Origin of the sequence: Brevundimonas mediterranea (assembly GCF_011064825.1) — a bacterium.
In the GTDB taxonomy this organism is placed as follows: domain Bacteria; phylum Pseudomonadota; class Alphaproteobacteria; order Caulobacterales; family Caulobacteraceae; genus Brevundimonas; species Brevundimonas mediterranea_A.
The window spans coordinates 1,371,405-1,387,526 of sequence record NZ_CP048751.1 but is presented as its reverse complement, the minus strand read 5'-3'; the positions used below and the strand labels follow the sequence as shown (position 1 = coordinate 1,387,526).

The 16,122-nt window shown below is 66.9% G+C and carries 13 protein-coding genes and 1 riboswitch; of the genes, 5 read left to right on the top strand and 8 right to left on the bottom strand.

Going from position 1 to position 16,122, the window contains the following annotated elements; all coding sequences use genetic code 11:
• The 3 genes from rnpA to yihA are packed head-to-tail and all read left to right on the top strand — an operon-like array spanning position 1 to position 2,851.
• On the top strand, positions 1–405 hold the full coding sequence (rnpA, locus tag GYM46_RS06765; RefSeq protein ID WP_008262129.1) for a ribonuclease P protein component: 405 nt from the start codon (positions 1–3) through the stop codon (positions 403–405).
• A complete protein-coding gene (gene yidC, locus GYM46_RS06760; protein ID WP_008264320.1) occupies positions 402–2,201 on the top strand; it encodes a membrane protein insertase YidC in 1,800 nt (599 codons plus the stop codon). The genes rnpA and yidC overlap by 4 nt, the downstream gene beginning before the upstream one ends.
• Positions 2,198–2,851, top strand: a complete 654-nt coding sequence (gene yihA / locus GYM46_RS06755) for a ribosome biogenesis GTP-binding protein YihA/YsxC (RefSeq protein WP_008261159.1) — start codon at positions 2,198–2,200, stop codon at positions 2,849–2,851. The genes yidC and yihA overlap by 4 nt, the downstream gene beginning before the upstream one ends.
• Before the next feature lie 119 nt (positions 2,852–2,970).
• Here the strand turns inward: yihA and GYM46_RS06750 are convergent, their stop codons facing one another.
• The 3 genes from GYM46_RS06750 to GYM46_RS06740 form a co-directional block, all read right to left on the bottom strand.
• A complete protein-coding gene (locus GYM46_RS06750) occupies positions 2,971–4,737 on the bottom strand; it encodes an oleate hydratase (RefSeq protein WP_008261590.1) in 1,767 nt (588 codons plus the stop codon).
• Positions 4,738–4,767: 30 nt separating this feature from the next.
• On the bottom strand, positions 4,768–6,159 hold the full coding sequence (locus GYM46_RS06745; protein WP_008262668.1) for an NAD-dependent succinate-semialdehyde dehydrogenase: 1,392 nt from the start codon (positions 6,157–6,159) through the stop codon (positions 4,768–4,770).
• Between the two features lie 460 nt (positions 6,160–6,619).
• Positions 6,620–9,475, bottom strand: a complete 2,856-nt coding sequence (locus GYM46_RS06740; RefSeq protein ID WP_008264179.1) for a M16 family metallopeptidase — start codon at positions 9,473–9,475, stop codon at positions 6,620–6,622.
• A gap of 194 nt (positions 9,476–9,669) precedes the next feature.
• Between GYM46_RS06740 and GYM46_RS06735 the strand changes: the two genes are divergently transcribed.
• Positions 9,670–10,908: an argininosuccinate synthase gene (locus GYM46_RS06735; RefSeq protein WP_008263663.1), complete on the top strand. Its 1,239-nt coding sequence runs from the start codon at positions 9,670–9,672 to the stop codon at positions 10,906–10,908.
• A gap of 24 nt (positions 10,909–10,932) precedes the next feature.
• Complete coding sequence (locus GYM46_RS06730) at positions 10,933–11,514, top strand: NUDIX domain-containing protein (protein WP_008258858.1); 582 nt, start codon at positions 10,933–10,935, stop codon at positions 11,512–11,514.
• A 15-nt stretch (positions 11,515–11,529) separates the two neighbouring features.
• Here the strand turns inward: GYM46_RS06730 and GYM46_RS06725 are convergent, their stop codons facing one another.
• From GYM46_RS06725 to GYM46_RS06710, 5 genes are all read right to left on the bottom strand, one after another.
• A complete protein-coding gene (locus tag GYM46_RS06725) occupies positions 11,530–12,447 on the bottom strand; it encodes a PQQ-dependent sugar dehydrogenase (RefSeq protein ID WP_232216268.1) in 918 nt (305 codons plus the stop codon).
• 75 nt (positions 12,448–12,522) lie between these two features.
• A complete protein-coding gene (locus GYM46_RS16690) occupies positions 12,523–12,840 on the bottom strand; it encodes a hypothetical protein (RefSeq protein ID WP_008262708.1) in 318 nt (105 codons plus the stop codon).
• Positions 12,841–12,892: 52 nt separating this feature from the next.
• Positions 12,893–13,456 (bottom strand): TMEM165/GDT1 family protein, encoded by a 564-nt coding sequence (locus tag GYM46_RS06720; protein ID WP_008262624.1) that lies wholly within the window; start codon positions 13,454–13,456, stop codon positions 12,893–12,895.
• Positions 13,457–13,555: 99 nt separating this feature from the next.
• A riboswitch (yybP-ykoY riboswitch) is annotated at positions 13,556–13,672 on the bottom strand.
• 55 nt (positions 13,673–13,727) lie between these two features.
• Positions 13,728–15,047, bottom strand: coding sequence for an acetyl-CoA hydrolase/transferase family protein (locus GYM46_RS06715; protein ID WP_008263305.1), 1,320 nt, complete (start codon positions 15,045–15,047; stop codon positions 13,728–13,730).
• 86 nt (positions 15,048–15,133) lie between these two features.
• Complete coding sequence (locus GYM46_RS06710) at positions 15,134–15,916, bottom strand: phosphatase PAP2 family protein (protein ID WP_008260320.1); 783 nt, start codon at positions 15,914–15,916, stop codon at positions 15,134–15,136.
• Positions 15,917–16,122 lie beyond the last annotated feature (206 nt).

Genomic DNA, 16,122 nt, shown 5'->3' with positions numbered 1-16,122 from the left:
ATGAGCGACCCTTTACAGATCAAACGTCTGTTGCGGCGGCCCCAGTTCCTGGCGGCCGCCAAAGGCGTTTCCGAGGCGCGCGGCGGCGTGGTGATCCAGAGGCTGGAACGCGGCGACGGATCGCCGCATATCGGCGTGGGTTTCACCGCCACCCGCAAGATCGGCGGCGCCGTCGTGCGCAACCGCGCCAAACGCCGTCTGCGCGAGGCGGCGCGGGCCATGTTGCCCGTTCATGGCCTGCCCGGGAGCGACTATGTCTTCATCGCCCGCATGGGCACGACCGAGCGCGCGTGGGACCGTCTGCTTGACGACGTGAAATCGACGCTTACAAGGCTGGCGACACCGAAGGCTGATCGGCCTTCGCCCGCCCGCGCCCCCTCCGGCCAGGACCGCCCGAATCCATGACAAACGAGAACTCGCGCAACACGATCATCTTCATCGTGTGCTCGGCCCTGATCCTGGGGGTCTACTGGTTCGCCGTGCTGCGGCCGCAGGCCGAGCGCCGCGCCGTCCAGCAGCAGGCCCAGGCTGAACAGTCCCAGACGGCCGAGAACGCCGCCCGCACGGCGCTGAGCCCGCAGGGGCCGACCTTCGTCACCGACCGCAGCCAGGCGCTGAGCACGGCCGCGCGCGTGCCGATCCAGTCCGGCACGTTGAAGGGGTCGCTGTCGCTGCAGGGCGGCCGCATCGACGACCTGTTCCTGACTGACTACAAGGAGACGCAGGACAAGCCTGAGCCGGTCGAACTGTTCCGCCCGCAGGGCATGCAGAACGCCTATTTCGCCCAGTTCGGCTGGACCGGCCCCAATGTGGTCGGCGGTGTTCCCGGACCCAACACCGTCTGGCGCCTGACCGCCGGCTCGACCCTGACCCCGACGACGCCCGTCACCCTGACCTGGGACAACGGCCAGGGCCTGCGCTTCACCCGCCTGGTGTCGGTCGATGATCGCTATGTCTTCTCGATCCTGGACACGGTCCAGAACCTGGGAACCCAGTCCATCACCATCGCCCCCTACGGCAGCGTCCAGCGCCAGGGCGTGCCGCCGCTGGCCGGTTCGTCCCATATCGTCCACGAGGGCGCCATCGGCACCTTCGGCAAGCCGGGCGACTATCGGACCGAGCAGAAGAAGTACAAGGACTGGCTGAAGGAGCCCCGCATCGAGAACGCCTCGACCGGCGGCTGGCTGGGCATCACCGACAAATACTGGCTGGCGGCCCTGCTGCCCCAGCAGAACGAGGCGGTCGAGACCGAATTCCGCGTTCGCGACGTCAACGGCGGCCAGCAGCTGGAAGCCAATATCCTGGGCGCGGCCCGCACCATCCAGCCCGGTGGAACCGCGACCGAGACCCAGCGCCTGTTCGCCGGCGTCAAGCGGGCCGAGGTGCTGAAGACCTATGAAGAGACCCTGCACCTGCCGCGTTTCGTCTATGCGATCGACTGGGGCATGTTCTGGTTCCTGACGCGCCCGATCTTCTGGATCCTGGAGAACGTCTATGGCCTGGTCGGCAGCTTCGGCGTCGCCATCCTGGCCCTGACCGTCATCGTCAAGCTGGTGATGTTCCCGCTGGCCAACAACGCCTACGCCAGCATGTCCAAGATGCGGAACCTCCAGCCCAAGATGGAGGAGATCAAGAAGAAGTTCAAAGACGACCCGCAGAAGCAGCAGCAGGAGACGATGGCCCTGTACCAGAAGGAGAAGATCAATCCGGTCGCCGGCTGTCTTCCCCTCGTGCTGCAGATCCCGGTCTTCTACGCCCTGTACAAGGTGCTGACCGTCACCATCGAAATGCGGCACCAGCCCTTCCTGGGCTTCATCCACGACCTGTCGGCGCGCGACCCCTCGGTGGTGTGGAACCTGTTCGGTCTGATCCCCTGGAATCCGGCGACCCTGCCCCTGCTGGGCGGGCTGCTGGTCGGGCCGCTGGGCATCGGTCTGCTGGCGGTGGCCTATGGCCTGACCATGTGGCTGCAGACGGCGATGAACCCGCCGGCGGCCGATCCGGTCCAGCGCCAGATCTTCCAGTTCATGCCGCTGGTCTTCACCTTCATCATGGCGCCCTTCGCGGCGGGCCTGCTGGTCTACTGGGCCTGGTCGAACATCCTGACCATCCTGCAGCAGTATTACATCATGCACCGCTACAAGGCCGAGAACCCGATCGACGACTTCATCGCGCGCATCCGGAAGACGAAGGCCGCGTGATCGACGAAACCGAGTTCACCCCCGAAGAGATCGAGGCCGCGCGGATCCTGTTCGCGCGGCCGGCGACCTTCATCATGGGCGCCGCCAAGATCGAGCAACTGCCCGATCCCGACCTGCCCGAGATCGCCTTCGCCGGCCGCTCGAACGTCGGCAAGTCCAGCCTGATCAACGGCCTGGTCGGCATGCACAAGCTGGCCCGCGCCTCGAACGAGCCGGGGCGGACGCGCGAGGTCAACTTCTTCGACCTGGACGGCCGGATGCGTCTGGTCGACCTGCCCGGCTACGGCTGGGCCAAGGCTTCCAAGACGACGGTGCGCAAGTTCCAGGACCTGGGTCGCGACTATCTGCGCGGGCGGGTGACGCTGAAGCGGGTCTATCTGCTGATCGACAGCCGCCACGGCCTGAAGAGCGTGGACAAGGAGGCGCTGGACGCCCTGGACCTCGCCGCCGTCAGCTATCAGATCGTCCTGACCAAGGCCGACAAGCTGAAGAAGGGCGAAGGCGAGGCCGTTCAGGAAGCCACGCTGAAGGCCATCTCCAAACGCCCCGCCGCCTTCCCGGTCGTGGCCCTGACCTCGTCGGAAAAGGGCCTGGGCCTGCCCGAACTGCGCGCCGAGATCATGCGCACCACCGGCGCGACGATCGACTGACGCCGGTCGTCATCCTCCGGCGGCAATCCACCGGGATCGGCAAGGCCAGGCGGATATTCACGTCGGCGACCGCAAGCCTCGCCCCTGGCGCGACGCCAGGGGCGAGGCCGGGGCCTGCCTCACTGTGAAATCAGATGCGCGTCCCGAAGAAGCTCGCCGACCTCGGTGGCGTCGATCCTCTTCAGCAGAAAATCGCGGATGAACGCCGGCCCGGGAATATCGAGGGCCTTGCCGTCACGAACGTGCCCGACGGCGGCCAGCAGCTTGCGCACGTCATAGGTCGAGTTGAAGACCTCGGGAACGCCGCGCTCCACATTCAGCAGCGTATAGACAGCCTCCATCGGCGTGCGCACCGAATATTCGGTGGTGAAGATGCAGTCGCGCTCGGCCGACTCGGCGAACTGTCCGATGAAGGCGAAATTGACCGCGCCCTGGGGCACGACGTCCGGACGATCCCCCGCCTGCCGCGGCATGAAGAAGGCCGTGATGTAGGGCATCATCACCGGCACGGCCCTGGCGCCTGTCGCGGCCAGGTCGGCGATGTCCTCGACCGGCACGCCGAGGTGATAGAGCAATTCCTGGGTGATTTCCTCGCCCGTGCAGTCCTGCATCGGCTTCTTGACGAAATCCCCGGGGGTGTCGACGAACAGCGAATAGACCCAGATGACCACCTGGTCTTTCGGCTGTTGCTTGAAGTGCGGGTGACGGCTGACGGTCCAGCTCATCAACCAGCTGGAATCCTTGACGGTGACGATGCCGCCGGTGACGACCGTGCCGCTGAAGGGGTCGCGTTTGGCGATCTTCTGGATGTAGGCGGGGATGCGGGGGTCCAGCGTCGTGACCGTCGCCGATTCCCACTTGGTCTGGGCGATATGGGCGCCGAAGACGTCCGGGCGACCGAAGGCGGGGTCCTTGGCGGCGATATTGCGCCAGAGATCCCAGGCCGGAGCGGGACCCTCGTTCAGCCGGGCGGGCGTGTGATGGTCGCCATTATCGGAGTTCTCGGTCAGGGAGCCGATGGTCATGAAGACCAGATCGTCGGGGCCAAGATCCACGCCGCCGACCGCGCCGTCCTGCAGCCAGTGGATGCGGGTGGCCTGTTTACGCCCGGGCGTGATGTCGAAGTCGACGTCGGTGACCTCCACGCCGTATCGGAACGTGACGCCGTGATCCGTCAGCCACTTGTAAAGCGGCTCCACCAGCGATTCATACTGATTGTGGCGGGTGAACTTCAGGGCGCTGAAATCGGCCAGACCGCCGATGTGGTGGATGAAGCGGTGGACATAGAGCTTCATCTCCAGCGCCGAGTGCCATTCCTCGAAGGCGAACATCGTGCGCCAGTAGAGCCAGAAATTGCTCTTCAGGAAGTCCTCGCCCATCACCTCGTTGATGCGCCGGTTCTCCATCTCCTCGCGGGTCGCCAGGAAGAGGGTGATGAGGTCCTTCTGCGCCCTGTCGTTCAGGGTGAGGAGAGCGACATCCTCAATGGGCCGGCCCTGGTTCTGGGTCGCGCGCTGCAGGGAGAAGTTCGGGTCGTCCTTGTCCAGCCAGTAGAATTCATCGAGCACGCTGGCCCCCTCGACCTCAAGCGAGGGGATCGAGCGATAGAGGTCCCAGAGGCACTCGAAGTGTTCTTCCATCTCGCGACCGCCGCGGATCACGAAACCCTTCTCCGGATCCTTGATCCCGTCCAGCGCGCCACCCGGCAGCGCCAGTCGTTCAAGGATGGTGATCCTGTCGCCGGACATGTGCCCGTCGCGGATCAGGAAGGCCGCGCCGGCCAGACTGGCCAGGCCCGAGCCGACGAAGAACGCCGTCTTGTTCTCTATGCCCTCGGGCTTGCGAGGCCTGGCGAAGGCTTCGTAATTTCCGCTGCTGTAGTACATGGCGACGTCCTTTCCGGTGATCTCAGTGCGCTAGAACGGCGCGTCTATGTCGACGACGTCGATAAGCTTGTGGTTGACGAATTCCTTGATGCCCAAGCCGATGAGTTCGCGCCCATAGCCGGAGCGCCGCACGCCCCCGAACGGCAGGTCGGCCTTGACCATGGTTGGATGGTTGACGAACACCATGCCCGTGGAAATCTTCCTGGCGACCTCGGCGCCATGGGCGGGATCGCTGGTAAAGACCGAGCCGCCGAGCCCGAACGGGGAGTCGTTGGCGATACGTATGGCGTCGGCCTCGTCCTTGGCTCGAAACAGCATTGAGACCGGCCCGAAAAACTCCCAGTGCCGCGCCGGGTTGTCGTCACCGACTTCGGTCAGAATGGTCGGCTGCACGAAGGCGCCCCGGTCAGGCGCGGCTGGTCCAACGGCTTCCGCCTTGGCGCCCAGCTTGACCGCTTCGGCGATCTTTTCCTTCACCTCATTGGCGGCGCCCTGAGAGGACAGCGGCGCGAGGGTGGTCTGGGGGTCGAAGGGGTCTCCGGCGACCAAGGCCGCCACGCCCTGGCGGTAAAGGTCGAGAAACGCGTCATAGATCTCATCGACGATGATCATCCGTTTGGACGACACGCAGACCTGTCCGCCGTTCCAGTGGCGTCCAAACACCGCCCAGTCGACGGTCTTCTGAAGATCGGCGTCGGCCAGCACGACAAAGGCGTCCGCGCCTCCCAGCTCCAGGGTCGACTTCTTCAAGGCCTTGCCGGCCTGGGCCGCGACGACCGATCCGGCGGCTTCCGAACCGGTCAGGGCCACGCCCTGAACGCGAGGATCATTGAGGATGAACTCGATCTGCGAGCGCGTGGCGAACAGGTTCTTGAAAGCGCCCTCGGGAAGGCCGGCCGCCTTCATCAGCGTCTCGAAAGCCTCGGCGCTCTGGGGGACGTTGGAGGCATGCTTGAGCAGCATGGTGTTCCCGGCCGACAGTTGCGGCGCGATGATCCGGGCGATCTGATAGTAGGGGAAGTTCCAGGGTTCGATGCACAGCAGCACGCCGAGCGGTTCGTGCGTCACCCGCGCCTCGCCCTCGGCCGGATGGGCGACGGGCAGGATTTCGTCGGCCAGCAGATTTTCGGCGTTGGCGGCGTAGTAGTCGAAAATCTGCGCCGAAAGCTCGACCTCGGCCTTCGCCTCGGACAGCAGCTTGCCCATCTCGGTGGTCAGGATCGCGGCGAAGGCGTCGACGTCCTGTCGCAGGAGGCTGGCGGCGTTCCGCATCACTCTGGCGCGCTCGCTGAAAGACGTTTCGCGCCAAGCCAGGAACGCGGCGTGCGCGTGCTCGATGGCTTGAGACACCTCCGCGTCCGTCGCGTCGGGGAAGGTCTTGAGCACTTCGCCCGTAAATGGATTTGTCGTTTGATAGGCCACGATCGGTTCTCTTCTCAATGCGATGCAAATGTGTCGGAGGGACCGTCAGCCGCCGAGAGGGAGATCGCCGACCGGCGCCGGTCCGGCGGGGGGCGTCGTCACGGCCCGGCCTTGGCCGTTCCGGGTCTCGCTCAGGATCGATATCTTGATGGCCATAACGGAAGCCCGCCTTGCGCGATGTCGTCGCCGACCCCGTCGCTGTGGGCGCTTGCCGTACGAGCGGCCTTGACACAGATCAGTTCGCAGCGACTTTCCGCAGCGCATTTCGAATGCCGCCGGGGGACATGGGCGAAGGCTCAGCCCGTCGGCTTCCGCCTTCTGGTTTCAGGCGCGACTGGTTCGCTCACGCGCGCCGCTGGGCCCCGGTCTGCCCCCCGAAGACGCGGCTTGCCGGAGGATCACGAAAGAAAGGCCCGGAGATCGCTCTCCGGGCCTCAATCGTTTCAGCCTGTCGCCCGCCCTATTGGGCGGTCGGAGCCGCCGAGCGGACTTCGACGGGCAGGCCAAGCGCGTCGAGCTGGGGCTTGACCACCGAGGCGTCGCCGACGACCACCCAGACGAAGCGCGACGGGTCGAGCGCCGCCTTGGCGGCGGCGTCCATCTGAGCCGCCGTCAGGGCGTTGGTGCGCGCCGCGACGGTTTCCGGATAGTCGTCCGGACGACCCAGCAGGTCATTGGTCCGCATCGCGCCCAGGACGGCGGCCGAGGTCTCGTAGCTGCCGGCCAGGCGGCGGGTGTTGCCGTTGACGGTGCGTTCCAGCTCAGTGGGGGTCACGCCCTTGCCGCCCTTGAGGAAGTCGTTGAACTGAAGGTTCAGGGCTTCGATGGCGGGGCCGGTCTGGTCGGCCTGGACCGGGGCGGTGACCAGATAGGGGACGCGGCCGGCGAAGCCGGCGACCGAGGCGTTGACCCCATAGGACCAGCCCTTGGTTTCACGCAGATCCGAGTTGATGCGCGACAGGAAGTCGTTGCCCAGCACATTGTTCGCGGCGTTGAACACCAGCAGGTCGTCCGTGCCCTGCGCCGCCAGAACCTCGCCGCCCATGATGTAGGACTGGGGCGATTGCGGCCGGTCGATCAGCACGATCCTGGACGTGGTGGCGGGGATCGAACCGGAGAAGTCCTTCACGCCCTTGGCGACGGCCGGGGCGGTCCAGCGGCCGAACTCGGCCTCCAGAACCGGGGTGATCTCCGACAGGGGCTTGTCCGAGACCACGAAGATCTTGGCGTTGTCGGGCCGGATCCATTCGGCGTAGTCGGCGCGGATGTCGGCTTCGGTGATCGACTTGACGCTGGCTTCATCGCCATTGCCGCTGAAGGGGCGGCCATAGGGGCTGGACGCGCCGTAGATCAGTTCCGGCAGGGCGCGGCTGGCCAGGGCGGCCGGCTGGGTCCGTTCGGCGGCGATGCGCGACAGGCGGGTGGCGCGCAGACGCTCCAGCTCGGACGCGGCGAAGGCCGGGGTCTTGACCACATCGGCCAGCAGGGCCACCGACGGCTGCAGGTTCGGCGTCACGGCGGACAGCTGCACCACCGAACGGTCCATCGAGGCGCCGGTCGAGATGCTGGCGCCCAGGGTTTCCTGGGCCTCGGCCAGCTGGGTCGCATTCAGGGTGCGGGTGCCCTCGTCCATCAGGTCCAGCATCAGGCTTTGCAGACCCAGTTTCGACGCGTCGTCCGCCGCCAGGCCGGCGTTGAAGTCGATGGCGATCTTGGTCGCCGGCACCGCGTCACGCTGGGCGTAGACCACCTCGACGCCGTTCGACAGGCGGGTGCGCTGGACCGCCGGGAAGTCGACGTTGGCGACGGCGGCGATTTCGGGCTTGGGCATACGGGCCACGCGCTCGATCGGCGGGGCGGGGGTGTGGTTGGCGCCCGACGGCGCCTCGGCCGCCTCCTGATAGGCTTCGCGCTCGCCCGGCAGGGTCGTCAGCGTATAGGCCGGGCGGGTCAGCCATTTCTGCATCGCCGCCTGGACCTGGGCGGGTGTGACCGCCGCATAGGCCTGGAGCTCCTTCTTGTAGTGTTCCGGATCGCCGGCGTAGAGCTGGCCCTCGGCCAGGGCGACGGCCTTGCCGCCGAAGCCGCCGACCTGCTCCAGCCCCTGGACGGTGCGCGAGACATACTGGGTCTTGACCCGTTCCACCTCGGCCGCGGTTGGGCCGTCGGCGATCAGGCCGTTCAGGATCTCACGGGCGCGGGCCTCGACGGCGGCGGGATCCTGGCCCGGCTTCACATCGAGGGTGATGTCGAACATGCCGACGCGGTGGAAGGCGCTGTTCGAAGCGCTGACCGAGACGGCGCTCTGCTCGCCGCGCACCAGGGCGTTGTCCAGGCGCGAACTGGCCAGGCCGCCCAGCACCGAGGCGCCGACGCTGAGGGGCACGGCGTCTGCATCCAGCATGCCGGGCACGGCCCAGCTGATCTCGACGCGGGCGTTGGAGACGCGGTCGCGGGTGGTCTCGCTGATCGGCGCCGGCAAGGTCGGGACGGAGGCCTGGGCCGGGGTGTTGACCGGACCGCGCGGGATGGGGCCGAAATATTTCTCGGTCAGTTCACGCGCCTTGGCGGGCGTGATGTCGCCGGCCAGGACCAGCACCGAGTTGTTGGGGCCGTAGTTGGAGCGGAACCAGTCGCGCACCGTCTCCATCGAGGCCGCATCCAGATCGGCCATCGAGCCGATGGTCGAGTGACGATAGGGGTGGCCTTCGGGGAACAGGGCCTCCAGCTGCTTGTACTGGTTCAGGCCGTAGGGCTGGTTGTCGCCCTGGCGCTTCTCGTTCTGGACGACGCCGCGCTGCAGATCGAGCGTCTCCTGGGAGATGGCGCCCAGCATATAGCCCATGCGGTCGCTTTCCATGAACAGGGCCTGTTCCAGCGCCGGGGTCGGGACGGTCTCGAAATAGTTGGTGCGGTCGAACCAGGTGGTCCCGTTCATGTCCGTCGCGCCCATGTTGCGCATCGGGGTGAAATAGCTGCCCGGCGCATTCTCGGAGCCGCCGAACATCAGGTGTTCGAACAGGTGGGCGAAGCCGGTCTTGCCGGCTGGTTCGTCCTTGGAGCCGACATTGTACCAGACCGACACCGCCACGACCGGGGCCTTGTGGTCCTCGTGGACCAGGACGGTCAGGCCGTTGTCGAGGGTGAATTTGGTGTAGGGAATATCGACTTCGGCGACCAGTTCGGACACCGGCGCGGCCTGGAAGGCGGGGGCGGAGGCCTGAGAGGGAGCCTGGGCGGGCGCGACGGAGGCCCAGACCGGGTTGGAGACCGCCAGCAGGGCGGCCGCGGCGACAAGAGAACCGGCACGACGCATGGGATGACATCCTTGATTGCAGCTGGATCGGACCATAACGACGGTCGATCTGCTGGCAACGCGACCCATTGAACATGAACAAAGCTTCATGTTCGCCCGCCTCAGCCCCGGAAAAGGTTGCATCCCCGGACCCCCGGTCTTATGCGCGCCTCAACTCCCCGATCCCTGCTGCCGAGTTTATCGAAAGAGCCGCCATGTCCGCCCCCGCCGACAAGCCCGTGAAGAAAGTCGTCCTCGCCTATTCGGGCGGGCTGGACACCTCGATCATCCTGAAATGGCTCCAGACCGAATATAACGCCGAGGTCGTGACCTTCACCGCCGACCTGGGCCAGGGCGAGGAGCTGGGCCCGGCGCGCGAGAAGGCGCTGAAGCTGGGCATCAAGCCCGAGAACATCTTCATCGACGACCTGCGCGAAGAGTTCGTGCGCGACTTCGTCTTCCCGATGTTCCGCGCCAACGCCCAATATGAAGGCGACTATCTGCTGGGCACCTCCATCGCCCGCCCGCTGATCTCCAAGCGCCAGATCGAGATCGCCCGCCAGGTCGGCGCCGACGCCGTCTGTCACGGCGCGACCGGCAAGGGCAACGATCAGGTCCGGTTCGAACTGGGCTACTACGCCCTGGAGCCCGACATCCGCGTCATCGCCCCCTGGCGCGAGTGGGAGTTCCGCAGCCGCGAGGCCCTGCTGGACTTCGCCGAAAAGAACCAGATCCCGATCGCCAAGGACAAGCGCGGCGAGGCGCCCTTCTCGGTCGACGCCAATCTTCTGCACTCGTCTTCCGAGGGCAAGGTGCTGGAAGACCCGGCGGTCGAGGCCCCCGAGTTCGTCCACCAGCGCACCATTTCGCCCGAGGACGCGCCGGATGTGGCGACCGTCATCGAGATCGGTTTCGAGAAGGGCGACGCCGTCTCGATCAACGGCGAGGCCATGAGCCCGGCCACGATCCTGACCGCCCTGAACCAGTACGGCCACGACAACGGCATCGGCCGTCTGGACCTGGTCGAGAACCGTTTCGTCGGCATGAAGTCGCGCGGCGTCTATGAGACCCCCGGCGGGACCATCCTGATCGCGGCCCACCGCGGCATCGAAAGCATCACCCTGGACGGCGGCTCCATGCACCTGAAGGACCAGCTGATGCCGAAATACGCCGAGCTGATCTACAACGGCTTCTGGTTCTCGCCCGAGCGCGAGATGCTGCAGGCCGCCATCGACAAGAGCCAGGAGAAAGTCTCGGGCACGGTCAAGGTCAAGCTGTACAAGGGCAATGTCTCGGTCATCGGCCGCGAGAGCCCCTACAGCCTGTATGATCAGGACCTCGTCACCTTCGAGGAAGGCGTCCAGGCCTATGACCACAAGGACGCGGCCGGCTTCATCAAGCTGAATGCGCTCCGCCTGCGCGTCCTGGCCAAGCGTGACGCCCGCAAGGCCTAGCGCCAGACCGCCCGAGGCAAGCCGATGACCGTCAAGGACCGTCTCAGGATCCACGAGACCCGGCTTCTCTCGGACAACTGGTATGTGCTGAAGACGACCCGGTTCGACTGGAAACGGCGCGACGGACGCTGGCAGACCCAGGAGCGGGAACACTACGACCGGGGCAATGGGGCGGTGCTGCTGCCCTATAATCCGGCGGCGCGCACCGTGCTGCTGGTGCGGCAGTTCCGGTTGCCGGCCTATCTGAACGGCTATGACGACCTGCTGATCGAGGCGGCGGCCGGCCTGCTGGACGACGCCGAGCCCGAGGTGCGGATCCGCGCCGAGGTCGAGGAAGAGCTGGGCTATCGGCTCGGCGCGGTGCGCAAGGTGTTCGAGGCCTTCATGAGCCCCGGCTCCGTCACCGAAATCCTGCACTTCTTCGTCGCCGAGTACGATCCGTCGATGAAGATCGGCGACGGCGGCGGCCATCCGGACGAGGGCGAGGACATCGAGGTGCTGGAGCCAACGCTGGACGAGGCCCTGGCCATGATCGCCGACGGCCGCATCCGCGACGCCAAGACCATCATGCTGTTGCAGCATCTGGCTTTGACGCTTCCGAAGTAGGCGCCCGGTTTCGGCCTAGTCGGCGATCTCCGACCGGGCGATTCTGAGGATCGCCCGGCTGCGGTCGTCCGTGACCCAGATCGATCCGTCGGCGGCGACCGCCAGAACCACGGGCGAGCCGCGCGGCTGGCGACCCGCGACCGCGTCCCAACCCGGCGTCAGCACCTTGCCGCGCACGCTGGGCGCGCCGGCCGGATAGGGCAGGGCGCCGCGCGGGTAGATGGCGTAGCGTCCGCCGATGTCGGTCAGGGGACGGCCTTGCGCGTCGGTCTCCGCCGCCACGATCCGTCCAGCGGCGCGACGATAGCCGTGCCAGCTCATCAACAGCCGGCCGCGCAGTTCGGGAAACATCGCCCCTTCGTAATAGATCAGGTCCAGCGGCGCGGCGTGCGGCGGCAAGAGGGCGACCGGCCGGTCGCGCCGGTCGCAGCGGGCCTGGGCCGCGCTCCAGCCCGGCAGGGGCGTCGTCAGATCCACGCAATAGGGCCAGCCGTAATGGCCGCCCTGACGCAGGACGTTGATCTCGTCATAGGGATGGTCGGGCGTGGTCAGGTCGACGGAGTTCTCGCCCTGAAGGATCGTCCCTGACCGATGCCGCACCAGGGCGATGGAGTTGCGCAGGCCCGAGGCGAAGACGGTGCTGTCCTGCGCCCACCGTCCGTCGCCCAGATAGGCGTGGCGCCGCACCTGGGCCGTTTCGGCGCTGTCGGCGCATCCGCCTGAGCCATTGGCGCGCGCCCGCCCCCGCGCGTCCAGGCAACGGTCGCTGGGCGCTCCCACATTGACCAGCAGAGCGCCGTCGCCGTCGAAGACGAAACTGGACAGGGGGTGGCGATTGTCGTGCAGCCGGTTGTCCGGCAGGTCGCCGATCACCGTCCGCACCGTCGCCGCCGGATCGGCCGCATCGGGGTCCAGGGTCAGGATGCGGTTCATCTCGGACACATAGATTCTTCCGTCCGGGCCCCGCGCCACCGTGTGCGGCGTGGACAGCCCCTGGGCGAGCCTGCGCTAGCGCGCCGCACCGTCGGCGCCGAACGACAGCCGCCAGACGGCGCCGCGTCCCGCCTCCCACCCGCCCAGGTCGGTGACGAGCCAATCTCCGCCGGGCAGGGGCAGCAGGCCGCGCGGCATGCGGGGTCCGTCAGTCCCCGCGCCCTGCCAGATCAGGCCCAGACAATAGCCCGGCGCCATCCGCACCGTGGTCGCGGGCCGCCCGCCGCAGTCGCCGTCCACGGCATAGGCGCGCGAGGCGGCTTTGGCGCCGGCCGGGAGGCCCAGCAGGGCGAGCGCGAGGAGCGTAAGCAGGGGACGGATGGGACGGCGCATGGCCTCTTGGTAAGGCGAGGCCGAACAGATTGCGAGCCTCGGGGAGCAGCCCCTAGGGGGCGAACAGGATCCAGAGGCCCGTGGCGGCGAAGCCGACGGCGGCGGCCAGCCGGATCCACTTCAGCGGCAGCTTCTTCGCCGCCGTCTCGCCCAGCAGGACGGCGGGGCCGTTGACCAGCATCATGCCCAGGGTCGATCCGGCCACGACCAGGGGCAGGTTCTCGAACCGGGCGGCCAGCATGGCGGTGGCGACCTGGGTCTTGTCGCCCATCTCGATCAGGAAGAAGGCCGAGGCGGTGGTCCAGAAGATGGCCCAGAAACCGCGCTGAACCTCGCCCTTCTGTTCGTCCAGGGTGTCGGGGATCAGGGTCCAGGCGGCGAAGCCCAGGAAGGCGACGCCGACGATCCAGCGCATCCAGTCGCCGGTGATGAAATGGGCCAGAACCGTGCCGGCCAGGGCCGCGAAGGCGTGGTTCAGCAGGGTGGCGGCGAGAATGCCCAGGATGATGGGCGCGGGCCGTCGCCAGGTCGCCGCCATGACGATGGACAGCAACATGGTCTTGTCCCCGATCTCCGCGATGGAGACCAGGCCGGTCGAGATCAGAAAGGCTTCCAAGAAGGAACCTGTGTGCGCGGGAGCCTCGGCGGACGGACCTGTGGCGTTCGCAGCCGGGCCCCGCGTGGACATCCCTGCGAAAGCCGCCGGTCTTGCCGTGATCCGGACCCCAAGAGGGTCCCGGACCGTTCCCGCGCCATCCTCTCCGGGAGAGGAAGCATGTTGACGCGAGCCCCGCTGATTGTTGCGGGCGGCTACTCCCCGATGACGGGCCGGGGTTTAGGACGCGCCGCCGGAAATGAAAAGTCGATAACGACTCGCAAGATTTGCCTCAGATCAGACCCTGCCGCCCAGCCTCGGCCGTCAGGTCGTCGCGGAACTCGGGCGCGGCCAGGGCGATCAGGGCGCGGGCCCGCTCGCTGGTCGACTTGCCTTTCAGGTTGGTCCAGCCGTGTTCGGTGACGATGATGTGGACGTCGTTGCGGGGCGTGGTGACCGGGCCGTCCAGCCGGGCGACGATGCGCGAACAGGTCCCCCTGGCCGCCGTCGCATGGCAGGCGATGATCGACTTGCCGCCGTCGGAGCCATAGGCCCCGCGCACGAAGTCCAGCTGTCCGCCCGAGGCGGTGAACTGGCGGCCGTTCAGGAATTCCGAACAGCAGGCGCCGCTCAGATCGATCTGAAGCGTGGCGTTGACCGAGACCATCTTCGCATTGCGCGCGATCACGGCCGGATCGTTCACATAGGAGACCGGATGGGCCTCCAGGCCGCGATTGCCGTCCAGGAAGTCGTAGGTGTTCTGGTCGCCCATCGAGAAGGCGAAAACCCCGACCCCGGGGTGCAGGGTCTTGCGGGCGTGGTTGGCCACCCCGGCCTGCATCAGCTCGACCAGGCCCGGCGTCAGCATTTCTGTATGGACGCCCAGGTCGCGGTGGTCCTTCAGGGCGTCGCAGACGGCGTTGGGCAGGGCGCCGATCCCCATCTGCAGCGTCGCCCCGTCCTCGACCAGATCGGCGATGATCCGACCGATGGCGAGGTCGGCCGGCTGGGGCTCGGCCCTGGGCACGACCAGCAGGGGGGCGGCGTGTTCCACGATCCCGGCGACCCTGGAGACATGGACGGTGCAGTCGCCGAACACGCGCGGCATGTGCGGATTGACCTCGACCACGATGGTCCGGGCCGTGTCCGACACCGGCTTGGCGTAGTCCGTGTTGGTCCCGAACGAGAAGAATCCGTCGGCGTCCATCGGCGAGACGGTGCAGACCAGCGCATCCACCCCGACTTCGTCGCACAGCAGGCGCGGCGACTGCTGGAAGCCGGTCGGGATGAACTGGACCGGATTGGGCCGCCCCTCCTCGAAGGCGCGCTGCTCCAGCCGGCGTTCGACGGCGCTGTGGAACAGGCTCCACGGCCGGATCCGGTCCATCAGCTCGTAGCGCAGCACCGTGTCGCCGGCGATGGCGGTGGAGAGCAGATAATAGAGGTTCACATCCTCGACCTCGCCGCGCTCAGCCCGTTCGGCCAGGGCCTTCAGCAGGGCCGGGGGCTGGGACACGCCCAGGCCCATGGCGACCTTGGCGCCCGACCGGATCAGGGCCGCAGCCTGGTCCGGTGTTTTCAGCCGTTCGGCATAGAGGGCGGCGTGGTCCATGGCGTATCTCCCGTCTGCGCGCCGCTCTGTTCAGATCGAGGCGGCGTCTCAAGACAGACTATCCTGCGTCCGACGCCAAGGCGGGGCTAGACTTTGGTCGGATCGTCCCCGGTTTCAGGCTCCATCGGCGACGGCTCGTCCTGCAGGGGCGCCTGATGACGCTTCTGCCAGCGCGCAATCCCATAGGCGACCAGCCACAGGACCATGGCCCAGGCCGAGCCCACGGCCCAGCCGGCGAAGACGTCCGTCGCCCAGTGGGCGCCCAGATAGATGCGGGTCAGCCCCACCAGCAGGGCCATCAGAATGCCGACCCCCAGGACGAAGATCTTGAACCTCTGGCGCGGAAAGGCCCGCGTCAGCATGACCGCGACGCTGAGATAGAAGACCGTCGCCAGCAGGGCGTGGCCGGAGGGGAAGCTGGCGTTGATCGTCTCGACCGCCTGCAGGGCCTGGGGCGGGCGTTCGCGCTCGAACACCGCCTTCAGCCCCTCGCTGAGCATCACGCCGCCGATCAGGCCCAGGGCCAGCAGGACGGACGACAGCCATTTCCTCTGGCTCAACAGGAAGACGATGACGATCAGGGCGAACAGGCCCAGCACCGATATGCCGCCCAGCGAGGTGATGTCGGCCGCCGCCTCCTTCAGCCACCACGGCCCCCAGGGCCGGCCGGGATCGTCGGCATAGGGGCGCAGCAGGGCCAGAACCTGATGGTCGAAGGCCTGGCCGTCGGCCTCCGTCATGTCGTCGGCGATCTCGACGAAGGTCATGACGCCGATCGCGGCGACGAACAGGGCCGTCAGAGCGGCGATCTCTGTTCGCGCAACCGTCAGGGCGCGTATCAAAAAGGGACGGAAATCTGAAACGGTCATGGACGGGCCAAACGGCCAAGCTCGCCCTATGTTCCGATCACGCGTTCGTGATATCGCAACTGCGAAGGCCTGGGAGGGGTTTGCTGGCTTGCTTGCTGGATTTTCCCCAGGCGTGGACGAGTTGTCCGACCGATTCGCTTACAAAGCGACCGTCAAGACGTTGACGGGTTATTAGGCATGTGCGCCCTATATGTGGGCTCAGGGAG

Coding starts and splice junctions, on each gene's coding strand:
- rnpA (WP_008262129.1), top strand. CDS start 1: ATGAGCGACCCTTTACAGATCAAACGTCTGTTGCGGCGGCCCCAGTTC.
- yidC (WP_008264320.1), top strand. CDS start 402: ATGACAAACGAGAACTCGCGCAACACGATCATCTTCATCGTGTGCTCG.
- GYM46_RS06750 (WP_008261590.1), bottom strand. CDS start 4,737: ATGTACTACAGCAGCGGAAATTACGAAGCCTTCGCCAGGCCTCGCAAG.
- GYM46_RS06740 (WP_008264179.1), bottom strand. CDS start 9,475: ATGCGTCGTGCCGGTTCTCTTGTCGCCGCGGCCGCCCTGCTGGCGGTC.
- GYM46_RS06735 (WP_008263663.1), top strand. CDS start 9,670: ATGTCCGCCCCCGCCGACAAGCCCGTGAAGAAAGTCGTCCTCGCCTAT.
- GYM46_RS06730 (WP_008258858.1), top strand. CDS start 10,933: ATGACCGTCAAGGACCGTCTCAGGATCCACGAGACCCGGCTTCTCTCG.
- GYM46_RS06725 (WP_232216268.1), bottom strand. CDS start 12,447: ATGAACCGCATCCTGACCCTGGACCCCGATGCGGCCGATCCGGCGGCG.
- GYM46_RS16690 (WP_008262708.1), bottom strand. CDS start 12,840: ATGCGCCGTCCCATCCGTCCCCTGCTTACGCTCCTCGCGCTCGCCCTG.
- GYM46_RS06715 (WP_008263305.1), bottom strand. CDS start 15,047: ATGGACCACGCCGCCCTCTATGCCGAACGGCTGAAAACACCGGACCAG.
- GYM46_RS06710 (WP_008260320.1), bottom strand. CDS start 15,916: ATGACCGTTTCAGATTTCCGTCCCTTTTTGATACGCGCCCTGACGGTT.